This window comes from [Actinomadura] parvosata subsp. kistnae (assembly GCF_900323885.1).
In the GTDB taxonomy this organism is placed as follows: Bacteria; Actinomycetota; Actinomycetes; order Streptosporangiales; family Streptosporangiaceae; genus Nonomuraea; species Nonomuraea composti.
In genome coordinates this window covers 65,322-87,992 of sequence record NZ_OOHJ01000011.1, presented here as the reverse complement: position 1 = coordinate 87,992, position 22,671 = coordinate 65,322, and the positions used below count along the sequence as shown (strand labels likewise).

The following is a 22,671-nucleotide window of genomic DNA, read 5'->3' as shown; positions in this document are numbered from 1 at the left end:
CTCCCGGCAGCATCGCCGCGCGGCGCCGGAGCGTACGGTGACGAGCGGAGGTGCGTGGCCATGAGTAAGGACAAGCTGCGGCGCAAGCCGTACGAGAAGCGGTTGTTCCGGTTGCAGGCCGAGCTGGTGAAGCTGCAGGAGTGGGTCCGGGCCGAGGGACACCGGCTGGTGGTGATCTTCGAGGGGCGGGACGCGGCCGGCAAGGGCAGCACGATCAAGCGGGTGACGGAGTACCTCAACCCGCGCGTGGCCAGGATCGTGGCGCTGCCCGCGCCGACCGAGCGCGAGCGTACGCAGTGGTACTTCCAGCGCTATGTCGAGCACCTGCCGGCCGCCGGGGAGATCGCGCTGTTCGACCGGAGCTGGTACAACCGGGCCGGCGTCGAGCGGGTGATGGGGTTCTGCACGCAGGAGGAGTACACCCGGTTCCTGCACCAGTGCCCGATCTTCGAGCGGCTGCTGGTGGAGGACGGGATCCTGCTGCGTAAGTACTGGTTCTCGGTCAGCGACACCGAGCAGGAGCGCCGCTTCCGCGACCGGCTGGAGGACCCGATGCGGCGCTGGAAGCTGTCGGCGATGGACCTGGAGTCGATCACCCGCTGGGAGGAGTACTCCCGCGCCAAGGACGAGATGATGGTGCACACCCACATCCCCGAGGCGCCGTGGTACGAGGTGGAGGGCGAGGACAAGCGCCGGGCCAGGATCAACATGATCTCCCACCTGCTGTCCACGATCCCGTACCACGAGGTGCGGCGCACGCCGCTGGAGATCCCGCCCCGGCCCGCCCCGACCGGCTACCGGCGCCCGCCGAGGGTGGAGATCCCGGTGCCCGACGTGACCGGCGATCTCCACTGACGGCTTGCCGATCGACTGACCAATTGGTTAGCATCCCAACCATGCGGTCAGACAACGACGCCGATCTCACGGCGCGCGCCCGGATCAGGAACGCGGCTCTGGAGCTGTTCGGCGCCGAAGGCGTGGGCCGGGTCAGCCTGCGCGCCGTCGCCGCCCGCGCGGGCGTCTCACACGCCCTGGTGCTGCACCACTTCGGCACCAAGGAAGGGCTGCGCAAGGAGTGCGACGCGTACGTGATCGCGCTCGTGCGCGGCGGCCCCGGCATGGAGGCGCTCGACGACCCCCTGGACGACACCGCCGGGCTGGGTGCCCTGCTGGAGGCCGGCGCCGGCGTACGCCGCTACCTGGCACGCGCCTTCCTCGACGGTACGCCGGAGGCCGCCGCCCTGTTCGACGAGCTCGTCGAGACCACCGGGCGGTGGCTGGAGCAGGGCGTACGGGAAGGGTGGGCCCAGCCGGGCGAGGACCCGCGGGCGCGGGCGGCGATCTACGTGACCTGGCTGCTGGCGCCCCTGGCCTTCGGCGAGCACCTGTCGCGGGCGCTGGGCGTCACCGACCTGCACGACACCGACGCCACCCTGCGTTACTCCCGGGCCGCCGTCGAGCTCTTCACCCGCGGCGTCTTCACCGACGAGCGGGCTCTGGAGGCCTGGGACGCGGTCAGGGAGCAGCGCCGCTCACGGTGACCGCGCCCATCCGCCCCGTTCCCCCTCATCCTGGAGTGATCCTTGAACGACCTCATCGGCCTGCTGACCGCCACCGACCGGGACGCGTTCCTGACCGGCCTGGCCGGGCACGGCCCCGTCAGCCCCGGCACCTACCTGGACGGCACCCCCATCTGGCTGGTCACCGGCCATCCGGAGGCCGTCACCGTGCTCACCGACCCGCGCTTCAGCAGCGACGTCACCAAACAGGGCAAGATCGACGTGGCCGCGGCCGCCGGGCTGCCGGAGGACGTGGCGCCGTACCTGATGCACACCCTCGGCGCCTACGACCCGCCCGACCACACCCGGCTGCGCCGCCTCGTCTCGCGCGAGTTCACCGCCCGCCGCGTGGAGCGGCTGCGGCCGCGCATCCAGCAGATCGCCGGCGAGCTGCTGACCGGCCTGCCCCAGGAGTTCGACCTGATCGAGCGGTACGCCTACCCGCTGCCGATCCAGGTCATCTGCGAGCTGCTCGGCGTCCCCGGCGCGGACCGCGACACGTGGCGGGCCTGGGCCGCCGACCTCGGCGCGCCGGACCCGGCCAGGATCGCCGCGGGCGCCAGGGGGCTCGTCGGGTACGTCCGCGACCTGGTCGCCGCCAAGCGCCGCGCACCGGCCGACGACCTGCTGTCCGGGCTGGTCAGGGTACGGGACGAGGACGGCGACCGGCTCGGCGACGAGGAGCTGATCGCCCTGTCGATCAGCATCCTGCTCGCCGGCCACGAGACCACGGTCGGCCTGATCAGCCAGAGCGCCTGGCTGCTGCTCACCCACCCCCTCGACCGCGGCGACGTCGCGACGGCGGTGGAGGAGTTCCTGCGGTACAGCGGGCCCGCCGAGCTCGCCGTCCTGCGCTACACCCTGGAACCGGTGGAGCTCGGCGACGTCACCATCCCGGCCGGGGAGGCCGTCCAGGTCGTGTACGCGGCGGCGAACCGCGACCCGCGCCGCTTCGACCGGCCCGGCGAGCTCGACCTCCACCGCCTCGACAACGCGCACCTCGGCTTCGGCCACGGCATCCACTACTGCCTGGGCGCCGCGCTGGCCCGCGCCGAGACCCGGATCGCGCTCACCACCCTCTTCGACCGCTTCCCCGCCCTCACCCTGGCCGGCGAGGCGGGCTGGCAGCCGGGCTTCAAGCGAGCGCTCACCGGCCTGCCGGTCCGCACCTGACTGGCTACTCGAACAGGGACGGGTCGCCCGTGCCCCGGCGCAGGATCTCCGGCTCGTCCTGCGAGAGGTCGACGACGGTCGTCGGGGTCGCGCCGCACTCGCCGGCGTCGATGACGGCGTCCACCGCGTGGTCGAGCCGCTCCTTGATCTCCCAGCCCTGCGTCGGGGGCTCGCTCTCGCCGGGCAGCAGCAGGGTGCTCGACAGCAGGGGCTCGCCGAGCTCGGCCAGCAGCGCCTGCGTGACGACGTGATCGGGGATCCGCACGCCGACCGTCTTCTTCCTGGGGTGCAGCAGCCGCCGCGGCACCTCCTTGGTCGCCGGCAGGATGAACGTGTACCCGCCGGGCGTCGCCGCCTTGACCAGCCGGAACACCGCGTTGCTCACCCGTACGAACTGGCCGAACTGGGCGAAGTCCCTGCAGATCAGGGTGAAGTGATGGTTGTCGTCGAGGCTGCGGATCTCCCTGATCCGGTCGATGCCCTCCTTGTTGCCCAGCCGGCACCCCAGGGCATAACACGAGTCCGTCGGGTACGCGATCAGCCCGTCCGCGTTCAGCAGCTCCACCACCTGACCGATCAGGCGGGGCTGGGGGTTGTCCGGGTGGAGGTCGAAGTATCTGGCCACCCTTCGGATCTTAGAAGCGTCATGGTGATGGAGCAGCATCGCCCGATTCGCCCGGTGTCACGCGGGCGGGCGGGACGGGGCGGGGCGGCCTGCAAGTACGCCAGCACCGCCATCACCCGCCGGTTCTGGTCGTCCGACGGCGGCAGGCCCAGCTTGGCGAAGATGTTGTTGGCGTGCTTGCTGATCGCCTTGTCCGTCACCTGGAGGCGAGCGGCGATGGCCAGGTTCGACAGCCCCTCCGCCATCAGTGCCAGCACCTCGCGCTCGCGCGGGGTGAGCGTGGCCAGCGGCTCGTCCCGGCCCCGGCGGGTCAGCAACTGCGTGATCACCTCCGGGTCCATCGCGGTGCCGCCCCCGGCCACCTGGCGCACCGCCTCGACGAACCGGTCCACGTCGCCCACCCGGTCCTTCAGCAGGTACCCGACGCCGCCCGACCGGTCCGACAGCAGCTCCCTCGCGTAGAGCTGCTCCACGTACTGGGACAGGATCAGCACCGGCAGCCCCGGAACCCGCCGGCGGGCCTCCAGCGCGGCGCGCAGGCCCTCGTCGGTGAAGCCCGGCGGGAGCCGCACGTCCACCACGGCCACGTCGGGGCGGTGCGTGACCAGCGCCCGCAGCAGCATGGGGCCGTTGTCGACCGCCTCGACGACGGTGCAGCCGTGCGCCGTCAGCAGGCGGACCAGCCCGTCCCTCAGGAGTGCGAGATCTTCGGCGATGACAACGCGCAAGGGAGCTCCATGGTGAGTTCGGTGGGGCCGCCGGGAGGGCTGCTCACGGTGAGCGAGCCGTCGAAGGCGGACAGACGATCACGTATCCCGCGCAAACCAGCGTCGGAACGAGGGTCGGCGCCGCCGCGGCCGTCGTCGCCCACGGTGAGGCGGAGCACGCCGGACGCGTGGCGCAGCCGCACCCAGGCGCGGGAGGCGCCGCTGTGCTTGGTCACGTTGGTCAGCGCCTCGGCGACGGCGAAGTACACGGCCGACTCGACCGGCGGTTGCAGCCGGCCGGGCAGGTCGAGGTCCAGCTCGACCGGCATCGGGCAGAGCAGCGCGGACGCCTCGATGGCGCCCGCCAGGCCACGGTCGGCCAGGACCGGCGGGTGGATGCCGCGTACCAGGTCACGCAGGTCCGTCAGGGCCTGACCGGCGATCTCGCGCGCCTCGTCGATCATCCGCAGCGTCTCGCCCGGGTCGCGGGAGCCGCGCGCGAGGCCGAGCTGCATGCGGATGGCGATCAGCTTGGCCTGCGCGCCGTCGTGCAGGTCCCGCTCGATCCGGCGCAGCTCGGCGTCCCGCGCGTCCACGAGCGCCGCCCGCGACGCGGTCAGCTCGCGGATCCGGGCGTCCGGCGTGGCGGCCGGGGCGAGCAGCAGGCGCGCCAGGCGCGCCTGGCCGGCGCGGAACAGCGCGACGGACAGGAGGAGGACCACGGCGATCGCCACGATGGACAGGGAGAGGGCGAACGTGTTCAACGGGCTCCGCTCCACCGGGTTCAACCGGAACAACACGTAGTCCAGGGCGGCCAGCATGCCCCACGCCACGACCAGCGGGGCCGGCCCCGCCACGCTCTGCACCGCCAGCCACACCAACACCCGTCCCCTCGCCCCACCCACCTCGCCCCAGCCGTCCGATCGGACACCGCCGTCGCTCGCGCGGGCCTCCCGCCTGTCCGAGCGGACGTCCCGGCCGTCCGAGTGGGTGTTCCGGTCGCTTGTGCGGGCGTCTCGGCCGTCGGAGTGGGCGTCGTGGGCGTGTGAACGGGCGTCCCGATCGTGCGTGCGGGGCTCCCGGCGCAGGATGCGGTCGGCGCGGTGGCGGTGGAAGGCGGCCAGGCGGTGGGCGAGGGCGAGCGCCCGGTCCAGCGGAGCCGTCCGGGAGCCGGTCACCGGCCTCAGGGCCGCGCACATTGTCAGGAGCACCAGCAGCGCGAGCGCGGCCACCCCCGTGGCGGCGTTCAGCACGAGGTCGGCCGGGCCCGCCAGCGTTCTGCGCGCCTGGGCCGCCAGCCGTCCGTCGAGCGGGCGAGTGGCGGGCGGGGGTGGTGTCCGGATCACCCTTGCAGTCTGCCCTGCTCGCGGCGGTGCGGGGGTAGGGCTGGCCCCACCCCGGAGGGTGGAGATCGTCCACCGGCCGGGTGGGCGCAGACCCATGGAGGCCGGGCCGCCGGCCCGACAGGCTCGTCACGAAGATCCGAGACCGCCGACGAGGGAGAGTTGTGATCGAAGTGAGGGGCCTGACCATGCGGTACGGCCGCACGGTCGCCGTGGACGACCTGACCTTCACGGTGAAACCCGGCCTGGTGACCGGGTTCCTGGGCCCGAACGGGGCGGGCAAGTCCACGACCATGCGGGCCGTGCTCGGGCTGGAGGTTCCGCAGGCGGGGGAGGCGCTGGTGGACGGGCGCGCGTACGTGTCGCTGCGCCGCCCCATGCGCACCATGGGGGCGCTGCTCGACGCCGGCGCGGTGCACGGCGGCCGGACCGCCCACGCCCACCTCGCCTGCCTGGCCCGCAGCAACGGCATCGGCGCCGGCCGGGTGTCGGCGGTGCTGGAGCAGGTCGGCCTGACGGCCGTCGCGAACCGGCGGATCCGCGGCTTCTCCCTCGGGATGAAGCAGCGGCTCGGCATCGCGATGGCGCTGCTCGGCGACCCGGCGACGCTGATGCTGGACGAGCCGCTGAACGGCCTCGACCCGGAGGGCATCCGCTGGCTGCGCGGCCTGCTGCGCTCGCTCGCCGGCGAGGGCCGCACCGTGCTGCTGTCCAGCCACCTGATGAACGAGCTGGCGCTCACCGCCGACCACGTCATCGTGATCGGCCGGGGCCGGCTGATCGCCGACACCGCCACCGACGCCCTGGCCGGGCACTTCCAGGGGGACGTGCTGGTCCGCGCGTCCCGCCCCGACCGGCTCGCCGCCCTCATGCGGGAGCGCGGGGCGGCGGTGACGGCCGAGGACGGCGGCGCCCTGTCCGTGCGGGGCCTGACCGCCGCGGAGATCGGCGTGCTGGCGCTGTCCGCCGGGATCGCGCTGGCGGAGCTGTCGCCGCGCGCCGCGTCCCTGGAGGAGGCGTTCATGCGGCTCACCGGCGACAGCACCGAGTTCACCGGAAACAAGGGGGTCGGGCGATGATCGACGTGATCGCCTCCGAATGGCTCAAGCTGCGCTCGCTCCGCTCCAACCTCTACCTCCTGGCCTGCTCGTTGGCCGCCGTCCTGGCGTGTGCCGGGATCGCGTTCATGATCGGCCGCGGGTTCGACAACCAGACGCCGGAGGAGCGGCTGGCCTTCCCCACGAACGGGGACGGCCTCGGCAACGGCATCGCGGTCGCCTACTTCGTGTTCGCCCTGCTGGGGGCGCTGGCGATCACGTCCGAGCACGCCACGGGCATGATCCAGCCGAGCCTGGTGGCCGTGCCGCGCCGGCAGGTGCTGCTGCTGGCCAAGATCCCGGGCGTGGCCGCGGTGGCGCTGGTGGCGGGCCAGGTCCTGGCGTTCGCCATGCACGCGGCCTCCATGGCGGTGCTCGGCGATCGGGCGGGCCAGTTGCTGCGCGCGGGGGTGACGCTGGGGACGCCGCTGTCGGAGCCCGGCGTGCTCGCCTCCGTGATCGTGGCGGGGCTGTCGATGGCGGCGGTCGCGCTGATCGGGCTCGGGGTCGGGGCCGCCGTCCGGTCCACGCCGGGCGCGCTGGTCGTGCTGACGGTGCTCATCGTGGTGCTGCCGGTGGTCGCCAGGACGCTGCCCATGCCGCTGCGGGCGCGGGCCGGCTCGTTCATGATCGAGAACCTGCCGCTCCAGATCGCGGGGACCGGCGGCGGAAGCCTGCCGCCCGCCGTGGCGGCGGGCCTGCTCATCGGGTACGTGGTCGCGGCGCTGACGGCGGGCGCCACCGTGATCGCGCTGCGCGGACGCCGGATCAGGGCGCTGGCGATCGGCGTGACCACGGCCGTCCTGGTCATGGCGGCCCCCGCCGTCGCGGCGGACACACCGGGCGCGGGCGCAGGTGCGCTGCGCTGGGGCGGGTGCGCGGACAAGGACGCCGACAAGGGCGCCGACAGGGGCGAGGGCAAGGGCGCGGGCAAGGGACTCGTGAAGGACCTGCGGTGCGCGTCCATCGCCGTGCCGGTCGACTGGTCCCGCCCGTACGGACGGAAGATCGAGCTGACCGTCGGCCTGCTGCCGGCCACCGGCGTGCACCGCCGGATCGGCACCGTGTTCGCGGTCCCCGGCGGCCCGGGCGGCTCGGGCGTGCAGGACCTGAGCACGAACGCGGGCAGCTTCGCCGAGCTGCGCGACCGTTTCGACGTGGTCAGCGTCGAGCCCCGCAACACCATCGACAAGGGCGTGCTGCCGTACGACTGCCTGGTCTCCGGCCCGTGGATCACCTGGCCCGAGACCCGCGAGGAGTACGCCGAGCTGGGCCGGCGCAACCGGGCGGCGGCCGAGCGCTGCCGCGCCGCCGACCCCGAGTTCTTCGACCACATGGACTCGGCGTCGGTGGCGCGGGACATGGAGGCGATCCGCGTCGCGCTCGGCGAGGAGCGGCTGAGCTTCATCACCAACTCCTACGGCAGCATGCCGGGGATCGCCTACTCCCGGCTGTTCCCGGAGCGGGTGCGCGCGATGGTGTTCGACGGCGCCGCCAACCCGTACGTGGACCGGGCCCGTGGCAGGCTGCCGCACGAGGAGTCGTTCGGCCGCTTCGCCGCCTGGTGCGCGCGGGCGAGCACGTGCGCGCTGCGCGGGCAGGACGTCGGCGAGGTGTGGCGGGCGCTGGTGGCCCGCGCCGACCGCGTGCCGGTGCCGGTCAAGGGCGAGTCGCCGCGGGCCGCCTACAGCGGGCTCGACATCAAGGAGGCGGCCGCGCCCAGCGTCATCTCGCCGGGGCCCGCGCCGGACTTCCCCCGCTGGACGCAGCTCGCCGAGGCGATCGCGCGGGCCGTGGGCGGTGACGCGTCAGGGTTCGCCGGTTACGTCCGGCAGAGCACGAACAGCCTGAAGGTGCCCTCGTTCACCGGGATGAACATGACGCACTGCCTCGACGGCATGGGCTTGCGCGACTACGACGAGTACCGGGAGCTGCGCCGACAGGGCGAGCGCCTGCTGCCGAACCTGGCCGGCATCGAGCTGTGGCACCCCCTCGCCTGCGTCGGCTGGCCGGTCGCCGCGACGAACCCGCCCGCGCCGCTGCCCGCCGGGAAGCTGCCGCCGTACCTGGCCGTCGGCTCCTGGACGGACTTCGGCGGCGGCGCCGACCTCGTCCGGCCGATCCCCGGCTCCGGCGGCGTGCAGTACCTGGGGCACGGCCACGGCCTCTACAACGCCGGCAATTCCTGCGTCATCGCGCACGTCAACCGCTACCTGATCAGCCTGCGCCCGGCCCCGATGGGCACGGTGTGCCCCGGCCCCGCGACCTGACGCGCGCCGAAGGTTCCAGGAAGGTTTCGGAGTATTGACAGGGGGAGGGGCCGGCCTCAGTATCTTCACCACTAACTTTATTCCTAAAGAAAGTCCCCCCACATGGCAGCCACAGACCGCGGCGACCTCACCAGAACGGCGATCCTCGCCCTCCTGGGCACGGTCGGCCCGCTGAGCCGCAGCGAGATAGCCCGCGAGCTCGACGTCAGCCCCGCCACGGTCACGCAGCTCACCAAGGAGCTCATCGGGCACGGGATGCTGGAGGAGCTGGACCTGAAGCCGTCGCGCGGCGGCCGGCCGGCGCAGCGGCTCGGGCTGGTGGGCAGCGCCGGGCGGGCGCTCGGCGTGAAGGTGACGGCCGACCACCTGGTGCTGGTGGACGTGCGGCTCGACGGCGAGGTGCTCGGCTCCTGGGAGAGGCCCCACGACCCGGCGGCGCCCGACGCGCTGGAGCACCTGGCGGACGCGGTGGAGTCCGTCGTCCGCGAGGTCCCCGGGGTGCCGCCGCTGCTGGGCGTCGGGGTCGGGGTGCCGGGGAACGTGGACGACCAGGCCGTGGGCACCGTCAACGCGCCCACGCTGGGCTGGCAGGCCATGCCGGTGGGGGAGCGGCTGCGGCGCCGGCTCCACCTGCCGGTCCTCGTCGAGAACGACGTGAACGCGCTGGCCGCCGCCGAGCGCCTGTACGGCCGGGGGCGCACGCACAGCGACTTCCTCGTGCTGACGATCGGGCGTGGCGTCGGCGCGGCGATCGTCGCCGACGGGCGGGTGTACCGGGGGGCGCGGGGCGGGGCGGGCGAATTCGGCCACCTGCCCGTGGACCCGGAGGGGCCGCCCTGCGGGTGCGGCGCCCGGGGATGTCTGGAGGCGTTCGTCGGCTCGGCCGGGCTGCTGGCGGCCGCCCGCGCCAAACGGGGCCTGGCGCGGGCGGACGCGAGCGATCCGCTCGGCGCGGTGGCCGCGCTCGGCCGGGCGGCGGCGGGCGGCGAGCAGGCCGCCCGGGAGGTGTTCGCCGAGGCCGGGGCGATCCTGGGCCGCGCTGCGGCCGGGCTGATCAACGTCGTGGACCCTGAGGTCGTGGTGGTGCTGGGCGAGGGCACGGCCGACTGGCCGCTGTGGCGGGCCGGCTTCGAGCCGGCCCTGCGCGCGCAGCTGTATCCCGGCCGGCGCGACATCGCGGTCGAGGTCGAGAGCTGGGACGACACGAGCTGGGCCCAGGGGGCGGCGGCCCTGGTGCTGGCGACCCCGTTCGACTCGGCGGGAGCGGCGGGCGAGCAGGGCCGCCTGGTCCGCGCCCGCCTGATCGGAGCCACCCCATGAGCATCCGCCTGGCGGGCGCCCGCTCGATCGGAGCCCTCTCATGAGCGTCCAGCAGGCCAGGCCGGCGGCGCGGGCGGGCGCGCCGGTCGCGCACGCGGGGCCGAAGCGGCGGCGCGGGTGGCGGTACGCCGGCACGGTCGCGTTGTTCCTGCTGCCCAGCCTGGTCCCGCTGACCCTCTACACGCTGATCCCGATGGCCGGCTCGTTCTGGACGAGCCTGCACGAGTGGGACCTCATCACCGACATGCGCTGGGTCGGCCTCGGCAACTACGCCGAGCTGGTCGGCGACCCCGACACCCAGGCCGCGTTCCTGCACACGCTGTACTTCATCGCCGGCTACCTGCCGCTGGTCTACGTCGGCGGCCTGGGCCTGGCGGTGCTGCTGAACCGGGCGATGCCCGCGCGCGGCCTGCTGCGCGGCGTGTACTTCCTGCCGGTGATCACGAGCTGGGTGGTCGTGGCGCTGATGTGGAAGTGGTTGCTCAACCCGGCCAGCGGCATCGTCAACTGGGCGCTCGGCCTGGTAGGGGTGAGCGGGCCGGGCTGGTGGACCGACCCCGACTGGGCGATGCCGTCGATCATCCTCGCCTCGGCCTGGAAGGACCTGGGCTTCGTGATGATCATCCTGCTGGCGGGGCTGCAGGCGATCCCCCGGGAGTACCAGGAGGCCGCCATGGTGGACGGCGCGACGGCGTGGCGCAGGTTCAGGCACATCACGCTGCCGCTGCTGTCGCCGTCCACGTTCTTCGTCGTGGTGATCTCGCTGATCAACGGCTTCCAGGTGTTCGACCAGGTGCAGATCATGACGGGCGGCGGGCCGGGCGGCGCGACGCAGGTGGTGGTCTCGCAGATCTACGACCTGACCTTCCGCTACGGCCGGGCGGGCGCCGCCTCGGCGCTGTCGTGGCTGCTGTTCGCGCTGGTGCTGCTGGTGACGATCGTGCAGATCCGGGGACAGAAGAGGTGGGTGACCTATGGGTAGGGTCCTGAGGTACCTGCTGGTGGGGGTCGGCGCGCTGGTCATGCTGTTCCCGTTCGGCTGGGCGGTGATCACCTCGATCACGCCGAGCGACGCGGTGCTGGCCGTCCCGCCCGACTTCACCCCCGACGGCGCGAGCCTCGACGCCTACGGGCGGCTGCTGGAGACGCTGCCGTTCTGGCGGATCGTGCTCAACAGCGCCTGGATCGGCGCCGCGTCCACGACGTTGCAGCTCGTCACGAGCGCGATGGCGGCCTACGCGTTCGCCCGGCTGCCCTTCCCTGGCCGGGGCGGGTTGTTCGCGGTCTATCTGGCGACGCTGATGATGCCGCTGCCGGTGCTGGTCGTGCCGCTGTTCATCGAGATGCGCGCGTTCAACCTGGTCGACACGTACTTCGCGTTGCTCGCGCCGACGATCGCCTCGGCGTTCGGGGTGTTCCTGCTGCGGCAGGCGATCAACCAGGTGCCGCGCGAGTTCGACGAGGCGGCCGTCCTCGACGGCGCCGGACATTTCCGGATCTTTCTGTACGTGGTGCTGCCGCTGATCCGCCCGGCCCTGGCCACGTTCGCCATCTTCGGCTTCATGGCGAGCTGGAACAGCTACCTGTGGCCGCTGATCATCATCAAGTCGCCGGAGTTCATGACGCTGCCGCTGGGCCTGGCGACCCTGCACGGCCAGTTCACCACGCAGTGGGACGTGGTCATGGCGGGCTCGGTGGTCAGCGTCGTCCCGATCCTCATCCTGTACGTCTTCGCGCAGAAGCACGTCATCGCCAGCGTCGCGCAGAGCGGGCTCAAGTAGAAGGAATCCCCCCATGTCACGACACGTCAAGATCGTCGGCGCCGTCGCGGTGGCCGCGCTGCTCGCCACCGCCTGCTCGCAGGGATCGGCCACCAGGGGCACCACCGCCGACGCCGGCGGCAAGGTGACGCTGCGGTACTTCACCTTCTCCGCCGCGCCCGACCACGTGAAGGACCTCGCCGCGATCGAGCAGGCCTTCGAGAAGGAGAACCCGGACGTGGACGTGGTCGTCGAGACAGCCCCGTTCGACCAGTACTTCACGAAGCTGCAGACCAGCATCGCCGGCGGCACCGCGCCCGACACCTTCGAGCTCAACTACGAGAACTTCGTCACCTACGCCAGCGCGGGCTCCCTGCTCGACCTCGGCACCGTCGCCGGTGACGGGGCGGGCGGCATGGACACCTCGGCGTACGCGCCGGAGTCGCTGAACGCCTTCAAGCGCGACGGCAAGCAGTACGCGCTGCCCGCCTCGTTCTCCACGGTCGTGCTCTTCTACAACAAGGACCTGTTCGACAAGGCCGGCGTGCCCGTGCCGACGGCCGGCTGGACGTGGCAGGACGAGCAGGCGGCGGCCGAGAAGCTGACCGACAGGAAGAAGGGCGTGTACGGCGACTTCCAGCCGGTGCAGTTCTTCGAGTTCTACAAGACGCTCAAGCAGGCGGGCGGCGCGTTCCTGACGCCCGACGGCAAGAAGTCGGCCTTCGACAGCCCGCAGGGCGTCAAGGCCGCCACGTGGCTGGTGTCCAAGGTGGGCAAGACGATGCCGACGGAGGCCGAGATCGGCGGCACGGCCGACTACGACACGAACCTGTTCAAGTCCGGCAAGCTCGCCATGTGGCACAACGGCATCTGGCAGTTCGCGGGCCTGAAGGACGTGCCCTTCCAGTGGGACGTCGTCGTCGAGCCGGGTGACGTGAGCAAGGCCAGCGCCGTCTTCCACAACGCGGTCGCGGCCTCCTCCACCACCAAGCACGGCAAGCAGGCGTGGGCGTGGGCCCGGTTCCTGTCCGCCTCCCCGGTCGCGGCCACCACCCGTATCCAGTCGTCGTGGGAGCTGCCGCCGATCTCCGACCAGCAGGTGCTGGCGGGCTACCTCAAGGACCCGAAGCCGGCCAACCGGCAGGCGGTCTTCGACTCGCTGAAGTCCATCGCGCTGCCCCCGGTGATCAAGCGCCAGCAGGAGATGCAGGACGCGGTCACCAAGGAGCTCAGCGAGGCGGCGGCCGGGCGCAAGAGCGTGCAGGACGCGCTCAAGGCGGCCGCCACCGAGGTTGACGCGCTGCTCGGCTAGCCGTTCCCCGTCTCCGCTCAGGACTTCCACGCACCAGGACTTCTACGCACCAGGAGAGATCCGTTGTCCCTCGTCGCGCACAGCCTCGACGTGATCAAGCGTCTGCAGGCGTCTTCAGGGGCCTACCCGGCCTCGCCCACCTTTTCCGCCTACCGCGGCTACTCCTGGCTGCGCGACGGCGCGTTCATCGCCGAGGGGGTGAGCAGGCACGGCGACGCGGCCGGCGCGGACGCCTTCCACGCCTGGTGCGCCCGGGTCGTCGGCGACCGCGCGGGCCAGGTGGACGTGCTGGTGTCCCGCGCGGCGCGCGGCGAGCCGGTCACGGCGGCCGAGATGCTGCCGACCCGCTTCACGCTGGACGGCGTGGACGGCGACGACGACTGGTGGGACTTCCAGCTCGACGGGTACGGCACATGGCTCTGGGCGCTGCGCGAGCACGTCGCCCGGCACGGCAGGGCGGTGCCCGGCACCGACAAGGGCGTCAGGACGGCGGCCCGCTACCTGACCGCGTTCTGGCACCTGCCCTGCTACGACTGGTGGGAGGAGCACGTCGAGCACCGCCACGTGGCCACGCTCGGCTCGATCCACGCGGGACTGCGGGCGGCGATCGCGCTCGGCGTGCTGAGCGGCGCGGAGTCGGCGACGGCGGCCGAGGCCGTCGAGGGCGTCGCCGCGCTCGTGGCCCGCGAGGGCGTCCACGAGCGGGGACACCTGCGCAAGTGGCTCGGCAGCGACGCCGTGGACGGCAGCCTGCTGGCCTGCGTCGAGCCGTTCGGCCTGTACCCGGCCGGGCATCCGGTCGGCGAGGCGACGGTCGCCGAGGTGGAGCGGCAGCTCGCTCGCGACGGCGGCGTGTACCGCTACCTCGAAGACACCTTCTACGGCGGCGGCCGGTGGCTGCTGCTGGCCGGGTTCCTCGGCTGGAACCACGCCCGCGCCGGGCGGCGGGAGCAGGCCGCGCGCTACCTGGAGTGGATGGCGGCGCAGGCGACCCCGGCGGGCGACCTGCCCGAGCAGGTGTCGGACCTGCTGCTGGCCCCCGACCGGCGGCAGGAGTGGCTGGAGCGGTGGGGGCCGGTGGCCACGCCGCTGCTGTGGTCGCACGGCATGTACCTGATCCTCGCCGACGAGCTGGGGGTGACGGCGTGATCCGGCACCGCCCCCACGGCTCGGGCCACCCGTACGCCGAGACGGAGGACCAGCGCGTCCCGGCCAGGCCGCTGGACGGCGAGAGCGTCGAGCTGCGGGTGCGCGCGTCCGGACGGGTCGCCGCCGTCGTGTGCGAGTGGTCCGTGGACGGCGCCGCCCCCGCCGAGCTGCCCCTGACCAGGGCGGACGATGATCCGGCGGGGGAGGGCGGTGCGGTGGACGGCGGTCACCTGGCCGCCGCCCAGGCCCGCGCCGCCCGCGCCGCCGCCGGCTCCTGGACCGTCCGCACCCCCGCCCTGCGCGCGGGCCGCCGCTACGCCTACCGCTTCCGGGCGACGGCCGGGGACGGGGCGACCCGGACGACGAGGTGGTTCGAGGTGACGGCGGCGGTCTGGTCCGGCAGCGGCGGCAAGCTGGAGGTGACGGGCGCCGACCGGGTCGTGCCGGGCAGCGTGCGCTGGCTCGCCGACGGCGACGGCCCGCTGCGGGTCCGCTTCGAGCTGCGGCTGGACCCGAGGGAGCACGTGGTGGGCTTCGGCGAGCGCTTCGACGCCGTGGACCAGCGCGGGCGCACCCTCGACGCGGTGGTCTTCGAGCAGTACAAGGCGCAGGGCCGGCACGGGCGCACGTACCTGCCGATGCCGTACGCGATGGTGGTGGGCGGCCCGGCGAGCTGGGGCTGGCACGTCAGGACCGCGCGGCGCACCTGGTACGACGTCGGCGTGTCGCGGCCGGGCCGGGTCGTGGTCGAGGCGGAGACCGGCCGCGACGGAGAGCTGAGCGTCGGCTTCTACGACGGCCAGCGCCCGGCAGACGTGCTGAACGCGTTCCTGGACGAGGTGGGCCGCCCGGCCGAGCTGCCGGACTGGGTGTTCCGGCTGTGGGCCAGCGGCAACGAGTGGAACACGCAGGAGCGCGTGCTGGCCGAGATGGACCGGCACCGCGAGCACGGCATCCCGGTGGGCGCGCTGGTCATCGAGGCGTGGAGCGACGAGACGACGTTCACGGCCTTCAGGGGCGCCGTGTACGAGCCGTCGGAGGAGCCGCACCGGCTGGCCGACTACACCTTCCCCGCCGACGGGCCGTGGCCGGACCCCAAGGGCATGGTGGACGAGCTGCACCGCCGGGGCGTCAAGGTGCTGCTCTGGCAGATCCCGCTGCAGAAGACGCGCCCGCACCCCCGCCACCAGGCGGCCGTGGACGCCCGGCAGCTCGTCGAGCGCGGCTACGGCGTGCGCGAGGCCGACGGCCGCCCCTACCGCAACCGCGGCTGGTGGTTCCCGCTGGCGCTCATGCCCGACCTGTCCTCCCAGGAGGTACGCGACTGGTGGACGGCCAAGCGCCGCTACCTGGTCGAGGAGGTCGGCGTGGACGGCTTCAAGACCGACGGCGGCGAGCACGCCTGGGGCCACGACCTGCGTTACGCCGACGGCCGGGACGGCGCGGCCGGCAACGGGCTGTTCCCGGTGCACTACGCCCGCGCGTTCGGCGACCTGCTGCGTGCCTGCGGCAAGGCGCCGGTGACGTTCAGCCGGGCGGGGTTCGCCGGCTCGCAGCCGCACGGCGCGTTCTGGGCGGGGGACGAGGACTCGACGTGGGAGGCGTTCCGCTCCTCGATCAGGGCCGGGATCACGGCCTCGGCCTGCGGGATCCTCTACTGGGGCTGGGACCTGGCGGGCTTCTCGGGGCCGGTGCCGGACGCGGAGCTGTACCTGCGGGCGGCGGGCGCCTCGGCGTTCATGCCGATCATGCAGTACCACTCGGAGTTCAACCACCATCGCACGCCCCTCAGGGACCGCACGCCGTGGAACGTGGCCGAGCGGACCGGCGACGAGCGGGTGATCCCCGTCTTCCGGCGGCTGGCCGAGCTGCGCGAGCGGCTGGTGCCGTACCTGGCCGAGCAGGCGCGGGCGGCCGCGGCCGGCGGGGCGCCGCTGATGCGCGGCCTGTTCTTCGACCACCCCGACGACCCCGAGGTGTGGCGGCACCCGCTGCAGTTCCAGCTCGGCGACGCGCTGCTCGTGGCGCCCGTGACCGAGCCCGGTATCACCGAGGCGTCCGTGCACCTCCCACAGAGGGCGGGCGGCTGGGTGGACGTCTGGAGCGGGCGCGAGCTGGCCGGCGGGGCACGGTGCGCCTGCCCGCCCCGCTCGACCGCCCGCCCGTGCTGTGCGCGGCGGCGCACTGGGCCCGGCTGGCCGCCGTGTTCACCGAATGAGAGTGCTCATCGTCTGAGAGGAGCCCGCCCCATGACCCGGTCACGGTCCGGCGGCGCCGCCACGGCGCCCGCCTCGCTCGCCTCCACGATCGCCGGCGCCCCCCTGGGCGGTGTCTACCACGATCCGGCCGGAATCGACGACCTCTACTCCAGCGAACGGACCGAGCGGCTCCCGCGCGACCCGATGGCCGGTGACCGGGTCCGGATCAACGCGACGACCTGGCCGGTCGAGCCCGGCCAGAGCGTCTGGATCACCTGGAGCAGGAACGGCGCCGAGCAGGCCCCGGTGGGCGCCGCCTGGGACTACAACAGCGGCGGCAACAGCTACTGGAAGGCCGACCTGGGGCCGTTCGACCGGGGCGACCGGATCTCCTACACGGTCAACGCCGACGTGAACGCGGGCGGGCAGCAGAGCACCGGCCCGTTCGCGTTCACGGTCACGTCGTGGAGCACCGTGACGGACGTGACCGGGTTCGTCGACAACGGCACGTCCGTGGACGTCACCACCGGCGACAGCGCGGGCGACTTCACGCCGCGGATCCGCTTCGCCTTCCCCGTGCCCGGCCGGTTCCGCACGCAGATCGCGCCCAGCGGCTCGGGCCTGACCATCTCCGGCGCCCCGGGGTACACGGTGACGGACTCGGCGAGCACGCTGACGATCGCGGCCGGGCCGCTCGTCCTGAAGATCCAGAAGGCGCCGTACCGGCTGTCGGTGCACCGGAGCGACGGCACGCTCATCACCCGCCAGTACGACCCCGCGGCGTTCCGCACCATCGGCTGGGCCAGCGACGGCGCCACCACCATCACGAAGATCGAGGACCACTTCCTGTCGCCGCCCGGCGAGCGCTTCGAGGGCTTCGGCGGCCGCTACGACCGGCTCGACCAGCGCGGCACCGACGTGCACCACTACGTCTACAACCAGTACCGCGACCAGGGCGCCACCCGCCGCACGTACCTGAGCGTGCCGTTCTTCCTGAACTCGGCCGGGTACGGCGTGCACCTCACCGGCACCCGCTACGCGATCTTCAACCTCGGCACGCACCTCGGCGACCTGGCCGGCTTCACCGTCGACACCGGCGGCGGCCTCGACGCGACGCTCGACTACCACGTCTTCACCGGCACCCCGCCGAGATCCTCGACGGCTTCACCGCCGTCACCGGCCGGCCCCAGCTCCCGCCGAAGTGGGCGTTCGGGGTGTGGATGTCGGCCAACGAGTGGAACACCCAGGCCGAGGTGAGCGCCGAGCTGGCGAACGTCGAGACGTACCGGATCCCGCACACCGCGATGGTGCTGGAGCAGTGGAGCGACGAGGCCACCTTCTACGTCTGGCACGGCGCCACGTACCCGGCCAAGCCGGGCGACAGCAAGCTCGCCTACGGGGACCTGACGTTCCCGCCGGGCACCGCGTGGCAGGACCCGAAGGCCATGGTCGCCGACGCCCACCGCAAGGGCATCAAGGTGATCCTCTGGCAGATCCCGGTGCTGAAGGAGCACTTCGACACCAACCCATCCACGCCGCCGCAGCAGCACCTCAACGACAAGGCGTACGCGCAGGAGCACGGCCACGTCGCCAGGAACGCGACCGGCGGCCCCTACCGCATCCCGACCGGCCAGTGGTTCGGCGACAGCATGGTGCCCGACTTCACCAGCGCCGCCGCGACGGACTGGTGGATGAGCAAGCGCGACTACCTCCTGGACGAGGTCGGCATCGACGGATTCAAGACCGACGGCAGCGAGGCGATCTTCGGCAGGGGCGTGCGGTTCGCCGACGGCCGCAGGGGCGACGAGATGCACAACGCCTACCCGGGCAGCTACACCGGCGCCTACAACGCCTACGTCAGGAGCCGGCGGCCCGACGGCACGATCTTCAGCCGGGCGGGCACGACCGGCGCGCAGACCACGTCGATCTACTGGGCGGGCGACCAGAACTCCAGCTTCACCGCCTTCCAGGAGGCGGTGCGCGCCCAGCTCAGCGCCGGGCAGTCGGGCGTGCCGTACACGGCGTGGGACCTGGCCGGCTTCACCGGCGACTTCCCGAGCGCCGAGCTGTACCTGCGCTCGGCCGCGCAGGCCACGTTCTCGCCGATCATGCAGTACCACTCGGAGAAGGCCAGCCCCGGCGTCTCCGAGGCCCGCACCCCGTGGAACGTGCAGGCCCGCACCGGCGACACCCGCGTGCTGCCCGCCTTCCGCAGGTTCGCGAACGTGCGGATGAACCTGATCCCGTACCTCTACACCGAGGCCAGGGCCGCCGCCGCGACCGGCGTGCCGATGATGCGGGCCATGAGCCTCGCCTTCCCCGGCGACGCGGCGGCGGCCGGGCACGACCAGCAGTACCTGTTCGGCGCGCAGCTCCTCGTGGCGCCGATCACCACGCCGGGCGCCACCGCCAAGAGCCTGCACGTGCCCGCCGGCGAGTGGTACGACCTGTGGAACGGCGGCCGCTGCACCGGCCCCGGCACCAAGACCTACCACGCCGGCCTCGACAGCATCCCGGTCTACGCCAGGCCGGGCGCGATCATCCCGCTCAACCTCGACGCCGGTTACCAACTGGGCGGTGAGATCGGCAACAGCGTGGACACGTACACGAACCTGACCTTCCGCATCTACCCCTCCGGGTCGTCCTCCTACGCCTACTTCGAGGACGCGGTGAGCGCCACCCGCACGATCACCTGCGCCGAGAACTGGGCCGGGCACACCGTGACCGTCACCGTGCCCGCCCTCACCACGACCAGCACGCTGCAGGTCCTGAGCACGAAGCCGGCGTCGGTGAGCGGCGCGAGCGCGCGGGCCAGCCTCGCCGGCCTCCAGGCCGCGCCCGAGGGCTGGTGGTGGGACCCGGCCCAGCAGCTCACCCACGTGAAGCTGCCCGCCGCGACCGGCGACCGCACCGTCACGCTGAACGGCGTGGACAAGGCGGCCTACGAGTCCGAGTTCGCCACCGGCACCGGCACCACCACCGGCGGCGACCACCCCGGCTACACCGGCACCGGCTTCACCGACGGGTTCGCCACCCCCGGCGACGCCGTGACGTTCGGCGTCAACGCCGACGCGGCCGGCGAGCACCTGCTCCGGTTCCGCTACTCCACCACCGTGGCCGCCACCAGGACCGTCTCCGTGGACGGCGCCGTCGCGGGCACGCTCGCGCTGCCCGCGCTCGCCGACTGGGACACCTGGGGCACCGCCACGCTGGCCACCTCGCTCACCGCGGGCCCCCACACCGTCACGATCGCCTACGCCGCCGCGGACACCGGCGGCATCAACCTCGACCACCTGGTGGTGGCCCGGCCATGAGGATCCGCACGATCGCCCTGCTGGCCGCCCTGTCCTTACCCCTGCTGGTGGCGCCGTTCGCGACCGGGACGGCGATCCAGCGCGTGCAGTTCACCAACGGCTCCGCCTACCTCGTCGTGGAGTTCCTCGACGACGACCTCGTGCACTTCGAGCTGGCCGACGGCACCTCGCCGGGCACCGACGCGCCCCTGTTCAGCACGCCGCAGGTCGCCAAGACCGACTATCCGGGGCCGTCGAGCTTCCACCAGACGGGCAGCCTGCTCACCACGGCCGCCATGCAGGTCGAAGTCACGCCCGGCACGCTGTGCGTGAAGGTGTCCGACCCGGTCCGGCCGCTGTACGAGGCGTGCCCGCGCAACCTGGCCCAGCCGTGGAAGGGCCTGACGATCACCAAAGGGGCGATCGAGAACGCGTACGGGCTGGGCGAGCAGTTCTTCACCGGCGGCAACGCCGACGGCGACTGGGTGGGCCGCACCCGCAGCCCCGGCGGCCCGTACGGCAACGCCATGACCTTCGACGGCGACAACGGCCCGGTCGGCAACGCCCAGATCCCCGTCCTGTTCGCGGTCGGCCCCGCGAACCTGAACTACGGGCTGCTGCTCGACCAGGTCTACAAGCAGGAATGGAACCTGACCGGCGACCCGTGGACCGTCGAGACGTGGGGCGACCAGCTCAGGTGGTACACGATGACCGGCCCCGACCTGCCCGACCTGCGCCAGGACTACATGGAGCTGACCGGCCGGCCGCCGGTGCCGCCGAAGAAGGCGTTCGGGATGTGGATGTCGGAGTTCGGCTACGACGGCTGGAAGGAGATCGACGATCGGCTGTCCGGGCTGCGCGCCGCGAAGTTCCCCGTGGACGGGTTCGTCCTCGACCTGCCGTGGTTCGGTGGCGTCACCGCCCACTCCGACAACACCAGGATGGGCACCCTCGCCTGGGACACCACCGCCTTCCCCGACCCGGCGGGCACCATCGCCGCCTACCAGGCCGAGCAGGGCGTCGGCCTGATGACGATCGAGGAGTCCTACGTCGGCGGGAACCTGCCCGAGCACGCCGACCTGGCCGCGCGCGGCTACCTCGTCCGCGCCGGCTGCGCCGCCTGCGCCCCCACGCACCTGACCACCAACGACTGGTGGGGCCGCGGCGGCATGATCGACTGGACGCAGAACGCCGCCGGCGACTACTGGCACACGCTCAAGAGACAGCCCCTCATCGACGCCGGCGTGCTCGGCCACTGGCTCGACCTCGGCGAGCCCGAGATGTACGACCCCGGCGACTGGACCTCCGGCATCCTGCCCGGCAAGCACGCCCACGCCGACTACCACAACCTCTACAACCTCAAATGGGCCGAGAGCGTCGCCCGCGGCTACGCCGGCTCCGGCACGAAACGCCCGTTCATGCTGGCCCGCTCCGGCGCGGCCGGGATGCAGCGGCACGGCGTGGCCATGTGGTCGGCCGACATCGGCTCCAAGCTGACCGCGCTCGCCCAGCAGCAGAACGCCCAGCTCCACATGTCGATGTCCGGCATCGACTACTACGGCTCCGACATCGGCGGCTTCCGCAGGGAGATGCTCAACTCCGACCTGGACGAGCTCTACACGCAGTGGTTCGCCGACGGCGCCTGGTTCGAGGTGCCCGTGCGCCCCCACACCGAGAACCTGTGCAACTGCCTGCAAACCGCACCCGACAAGATCGGGCACTCCGCTAGCAACCTCGCCAACCTCCGGCAACGCTACGAGCTGACGCCCTACTACTACTCGCTCGCCCACCGCGCCCACCGGTTCGGCGAGCCCGTCGTGCCGCCGCCCGCGTACTACTACCAGAACGACCCGAACCTTCGCGAAGCAGGACACGAGAAGCTCATCGGCCGGGACCTGCTCGTCGGGGTGATCGCCGGCGCCGGCGAGCGCGAACGCGACATCTACCTGCCCGCCGGCACCTGGTACGACTACGCCACCGGCGACAGGCTCACCAGCACCGGCCAGTGGTTCACCGACCGGCCGCTGTGGGTCGACGGCGTCTTCCGGCTGCCGGCCTTCGCCCGCGCCGGCGCGATCCTGCCCAAGATGCACGTGGACGGCCGCACCATGAACGTCCTGGGCCGGCGGACCGACGCCACCACCAGGAACGAGCTGATCGCCCGCGTCTACCCCGACCCCGCCGCCACGAGCTTCACCCTCTACGAGGACGACGGCGCCTCGACCGCCTACCAGGGCGGCGCCGTCCGCACCACGCGGCTCGGCCAGCAGCTCGTCGGCAGCACCGCGACCGTCACCATCGCCGCCGCCGACGGCACCTACGCCGGCGCCCCGGCCGGCCGGCAGAACGTCGTCGAGCTGGTCACCGGCACGCAGGCGTCGGCCGTCACGCTCAACGGCGCCCCGCTCACCCGGCACGCCACCAAGGCCGCCTTCGACGCCGCCGACAGCGGCTTCTACAACGCCGGCGGCAACCTCGTCGTCGCCAAGTCGGCCGAGACGCCCGTCACGACGGCCAAGACGTTCGCGTTCACGCTCGGCCAGCCGCCCGTCTCGGCCACGTTCACCTGCCACGACGGCACCACCACCCCCGGCCAGTCCGTCTACGCGGTCGGCGGCGCGCCGCAGCTCGGCGCGTGGTCGGTGGCCTCCGCCGTCAAGCTCTCCCCGACCGCCTATCCCACCTGGACGGGCACGATCACCCAGCTCCCGCCCGGGACCACGATCGAGTGGAAGTGCGTCAAACGCCAGGAGGCCCACCACCCCGACAAGGCCGACCAGTGGCAACCGGGCGGCAACACCGTGCTGACGACCCCGGCGAGCGGCGACGCCGGCACCACGACCGGCACGTTCTGACGGCCTCCGG

At 72.8% G+C, this 22,671-nt stretch carries 15 protein-coding genes and 1 pseudogene; 13 read left to right on the top strand and 3 right to left on the bottom strand.

What is annotated here, in order from left to right:
- Positions 1–60 precede the first annotated feature (60 nt).
- From ppk2 to KIS93_RS11000, 3 genes are read left to right on the top strand one after another with little or no spacing between them, the layout of a single operon-like run.
- Positions 61–855 (top strand): polyphosphate kinase 2, encoded by a 795-nt coding sequence (gene ppk2 / locus KIS93_RS11010; RefSeq protein WP_186404096.1) that lies wholly within the window; start codon positions 61–63, stop codon positions 853–855.
- Positions 856–896: 41 nt separating this feature from the next.
- Positions 897–1,541, top strand: coding sequence for a TetR/AcrR family transcriptional regulator (locus KIS93_RS11005; RefSeq protein WP_080039960.1), 645 nt, complete (start codon positions 897–899; stop codon positions 1,539–1,541).
- Positions 1,542–1,583: 42 nt separating this feature from the next.
- Entirely contained in the window at positions 1,584–2,732 is a 1,149-nt protein-coding gene (locus tag KIS93_RS11000; RefSeq protein WP_186404095.1) for a cytochrome P450 family protein, read from the top strand.
- Between the two features lie 4 nt (positions 2,733–2,736).
- Here KIS93_RS11000 and KIS93_RS10995 read toward each other — a convergent pair whose 3' ends face one another.
- The 3 genes and pseudogenes from KIS93_RS10995 to KIS93_RS64990 all read right to left on the bottom strand — a co-directional run bounded on the left by KIS93_RS10995 (position 2,737) and on the right by KIS93_RS64990 (position 5,410).
- Positions 2,737–3,357, bottom strand: a complete 621-nt coding sequence (locus tag KIS93_RS10995) for an L-threonylcarbamoyladenylate synthase (RefSeq protein ID WP_080039959.1) — start codon at positions 3,355–3,357, stop codon at positions 2,737–2,739.
- 92 nt (positions 3,358–3,449) lie between these two features.
- A pseudogene (locus KIS93_RS10990) lies at positions 3,450–4,085 on the bottom strand (response regulator transcription factor); the annotation flags it as partial.
- A complete protein-coding gene (locus tag KIS93_RS64990; RefSeq protein ID WP_230466287.1) occupies positions 4,049–5,410 on the bottom strand; it encodes a sensor histidine kinase in 1,362 nt (453 codons plus the stop codon). The pseudogene KIS93_RS10990 and the gene KIS93_RS64990, both read right to left, overlap by 37 nt.
- A gap of 161 nt (positions 5,411–5,571) precedes the next feature.
- Here KIS93_RS64990 and KIS93_RS10980 point away from each other — a divergent pair, with 161 nt between their 5' ends.
- From KIS93_RS10980 to KIS93_RS10935, 10 genes are all read left to right on the top strand, one after another.
- Positions 5,572–6,486, top strand: coding sequence for an ABC transporter ATP-binding protein (locus KIS93_RS10980; RefSeq protein WP_080039957.1), 915 nt, complete (start codon positions 5,572–5,574; stop codon positions 6,484–6,486).
- Positions 6,483–8,774 (top strand): alpha/beta fold hydrolase, encoded by a 2,292-nt coding sequence (locus KIS93_RS10975; RefSeq protein WP_186404093.1) that lies wholly within the window; start codon positions 6,483–6,485, stop codon positions 8,772–8,774. Before KIS93_RS10980 ends, KIS93_RS10975 begins: the two co-directional genes overlap by 4 nt.
- Positions 8,775–8,876: 102 nt before the next feature.
- Complete coding sequence (locus tag KIS93_RS10970) at positions 8,877–10,094, top strand: ROK family transcriptional regulator (RefSeq protein WP_080039956.1); 1,218 nt, start codon at positions 8,877–8,879, stop codon at positions 10,092–10,094.
- A gap of 40 nt (positions 10,095–10,134) precedes the next feature.
- The gene (locus KIS93_RS10965; protein ID WP_080039955.1) at positions 10,135–11,076 is read left to right on the top strand and encodes a carbohydrate ABC transporter permease; all 942 of its coding nucleotides are present in this window, start codon (positions 10,135–10,137) and stop codon (positions 11,074–11,076) included.
- The gene (locus KIS93_RS10960) at positions 11,069–11,875 is read left to right on the top strand and encodes a carbohydrate ABC transporter permease (protein ID WP_080039954.1); all 807 of its coding nucleotides are present in this window, start codon (positions 11,069–11,071) and stop codon (positions 11,873–11,875) included. Before KIS93_RS10965 ends, KIS93_RS10960 begins: the two co-directional genes overlap by 8 nt.
- Positions 11,876–11,888: 13 nt before the next feature.
- Complete coding sequence (locus KIS93_RS10955; RefSeq protein ID WP_080039953.1) at positions 11,889–13,166, top strand: ABC transporter substrate-binding protein; 1,278 nt, start codon at positions 11,889–11,891, stop codon at positions 13,164–13,166.
- A 63-nt stretch (positions 13,167–13,229) separates the two neighbouring features.
- Positions 13,230–14,315 (top strand): glycoside hydrolase family 15 protein, encoded by a 1,086-nt coding sequence (locus tag KIS93_RS10950; RefSeq protein WP_080039952.1) that lies wholly within the window; start codon positions 13,230–13,232, stop codon positions 14,313–14,315.
- Positions 14,312–17,770, top strand: a complete 3,459-nt coding sequence (locus tag KIS93_RS63290; RefSeq protein ID WP_222107398.1) for a TIM-barrel domain-containing protein — start codon at positions 14,312–14,314, stop codon at positions 17,768–17,770. Before KIS93_RS10950 ends, KIS93_RS63290 begins: the two co-directional genes overlap by 4 nt.
- Positions 17,734–19,827 carry a TIM-barrel domain-containing protein gene (locus KIS93_RS64985; protein ID WP_335673883.1) on the top strand — a complete coding sequence of 698 codons (2,094 nt, stop codon included), beginning with the start codon at positions 17,734–17,736 and terminating at the stop codon, positions 19,825–19,827. Before KIS93_RS63290 ends, KIS93_RS64985 begins: the two co-directional genes overlap by 37 nt.
- Positions 19,824–22,661, top strand: coding sequence for a TIM-barrel domain-containing protein (locus KIS93_RS10935; protein ID WP_080039949.1), 2,838 nt, complete (start codon positions 19,824–19,826; stop codon positions 22,659–22,661). Before KIS93_RS64985 ends, KIS93_RS10935 begins: the two co-directional genes overlap by 4 nt.
- The last annotated feature ends 10 nt before the right edge of the window (positions 22,662–22,671 follow it).

Bases quoted from the DNA above. Each gene is read 5' to 3' on its own strand.
- ppk2 (WP_186404096.1), top strand. From the start codon at position 61: ATGAGTAAGGACAAGCTGCGGCGCAAGCCGTACGAGAAGCGGTTGTTC.
- KIS93_RS11005 (WP_080039960.1), top strand. From the start codon at position 897: ATGCGGTCAGACAACGACGCCGATCTCACGGCGCGCGCCCGGATCAGG.
- KIS93_RS10975 (WP_186404093.1), top strand. From the start codon at position 6,483: ATGATCGACGTGATCGCCTCCGAATGGCTCAAGCTGCGCTCGCTCCGC.
- KIS93_RS10970 (WP_080039956.1), top strand. From the start codon at position 8,877: ATGGCAGCCACAGACCGCGGCGACCTCACCAGAACGGCGATCCTCGCC.
- KIS93_RS10965 (WP_080039955.1), top strand. From the start codon at position 10,135: ATGAGCGTCCAGCAGGCCAGGCCGGCGGCGCGGGCGGGCGCGCCGGTC.
- KIS93_RS10960 (WP_080039954.1), top strand. From the start codon at position 11,069: ATGGGTAGGGTCCTGAGGTACCTGCTGGTGGGGGTCGGCGCGCTGGTC.
- KIS93_RS10955 (WP_080039953.1), top strand. From the start codon at position 11,889: ATGTCACGACACGTCAAGATCGTCGGCGCCGTCGCGGTGGCCGCGCTG.
- KIS93_RS64985 (WP_335673883.1), top strand. From the start codon at position 17,734: ATGTCGGCCAACGAGTGGAACACCCAGGCCGAGGTGAGCGCCGAGCTG.
- KIS93_RS10935 (WP_080039949.1), top strand. From the start codon at position 19,824: ATGAGGATCCGCACGATCGCCCTGCTGGCCGCCCTGTCCTTACCCCTG.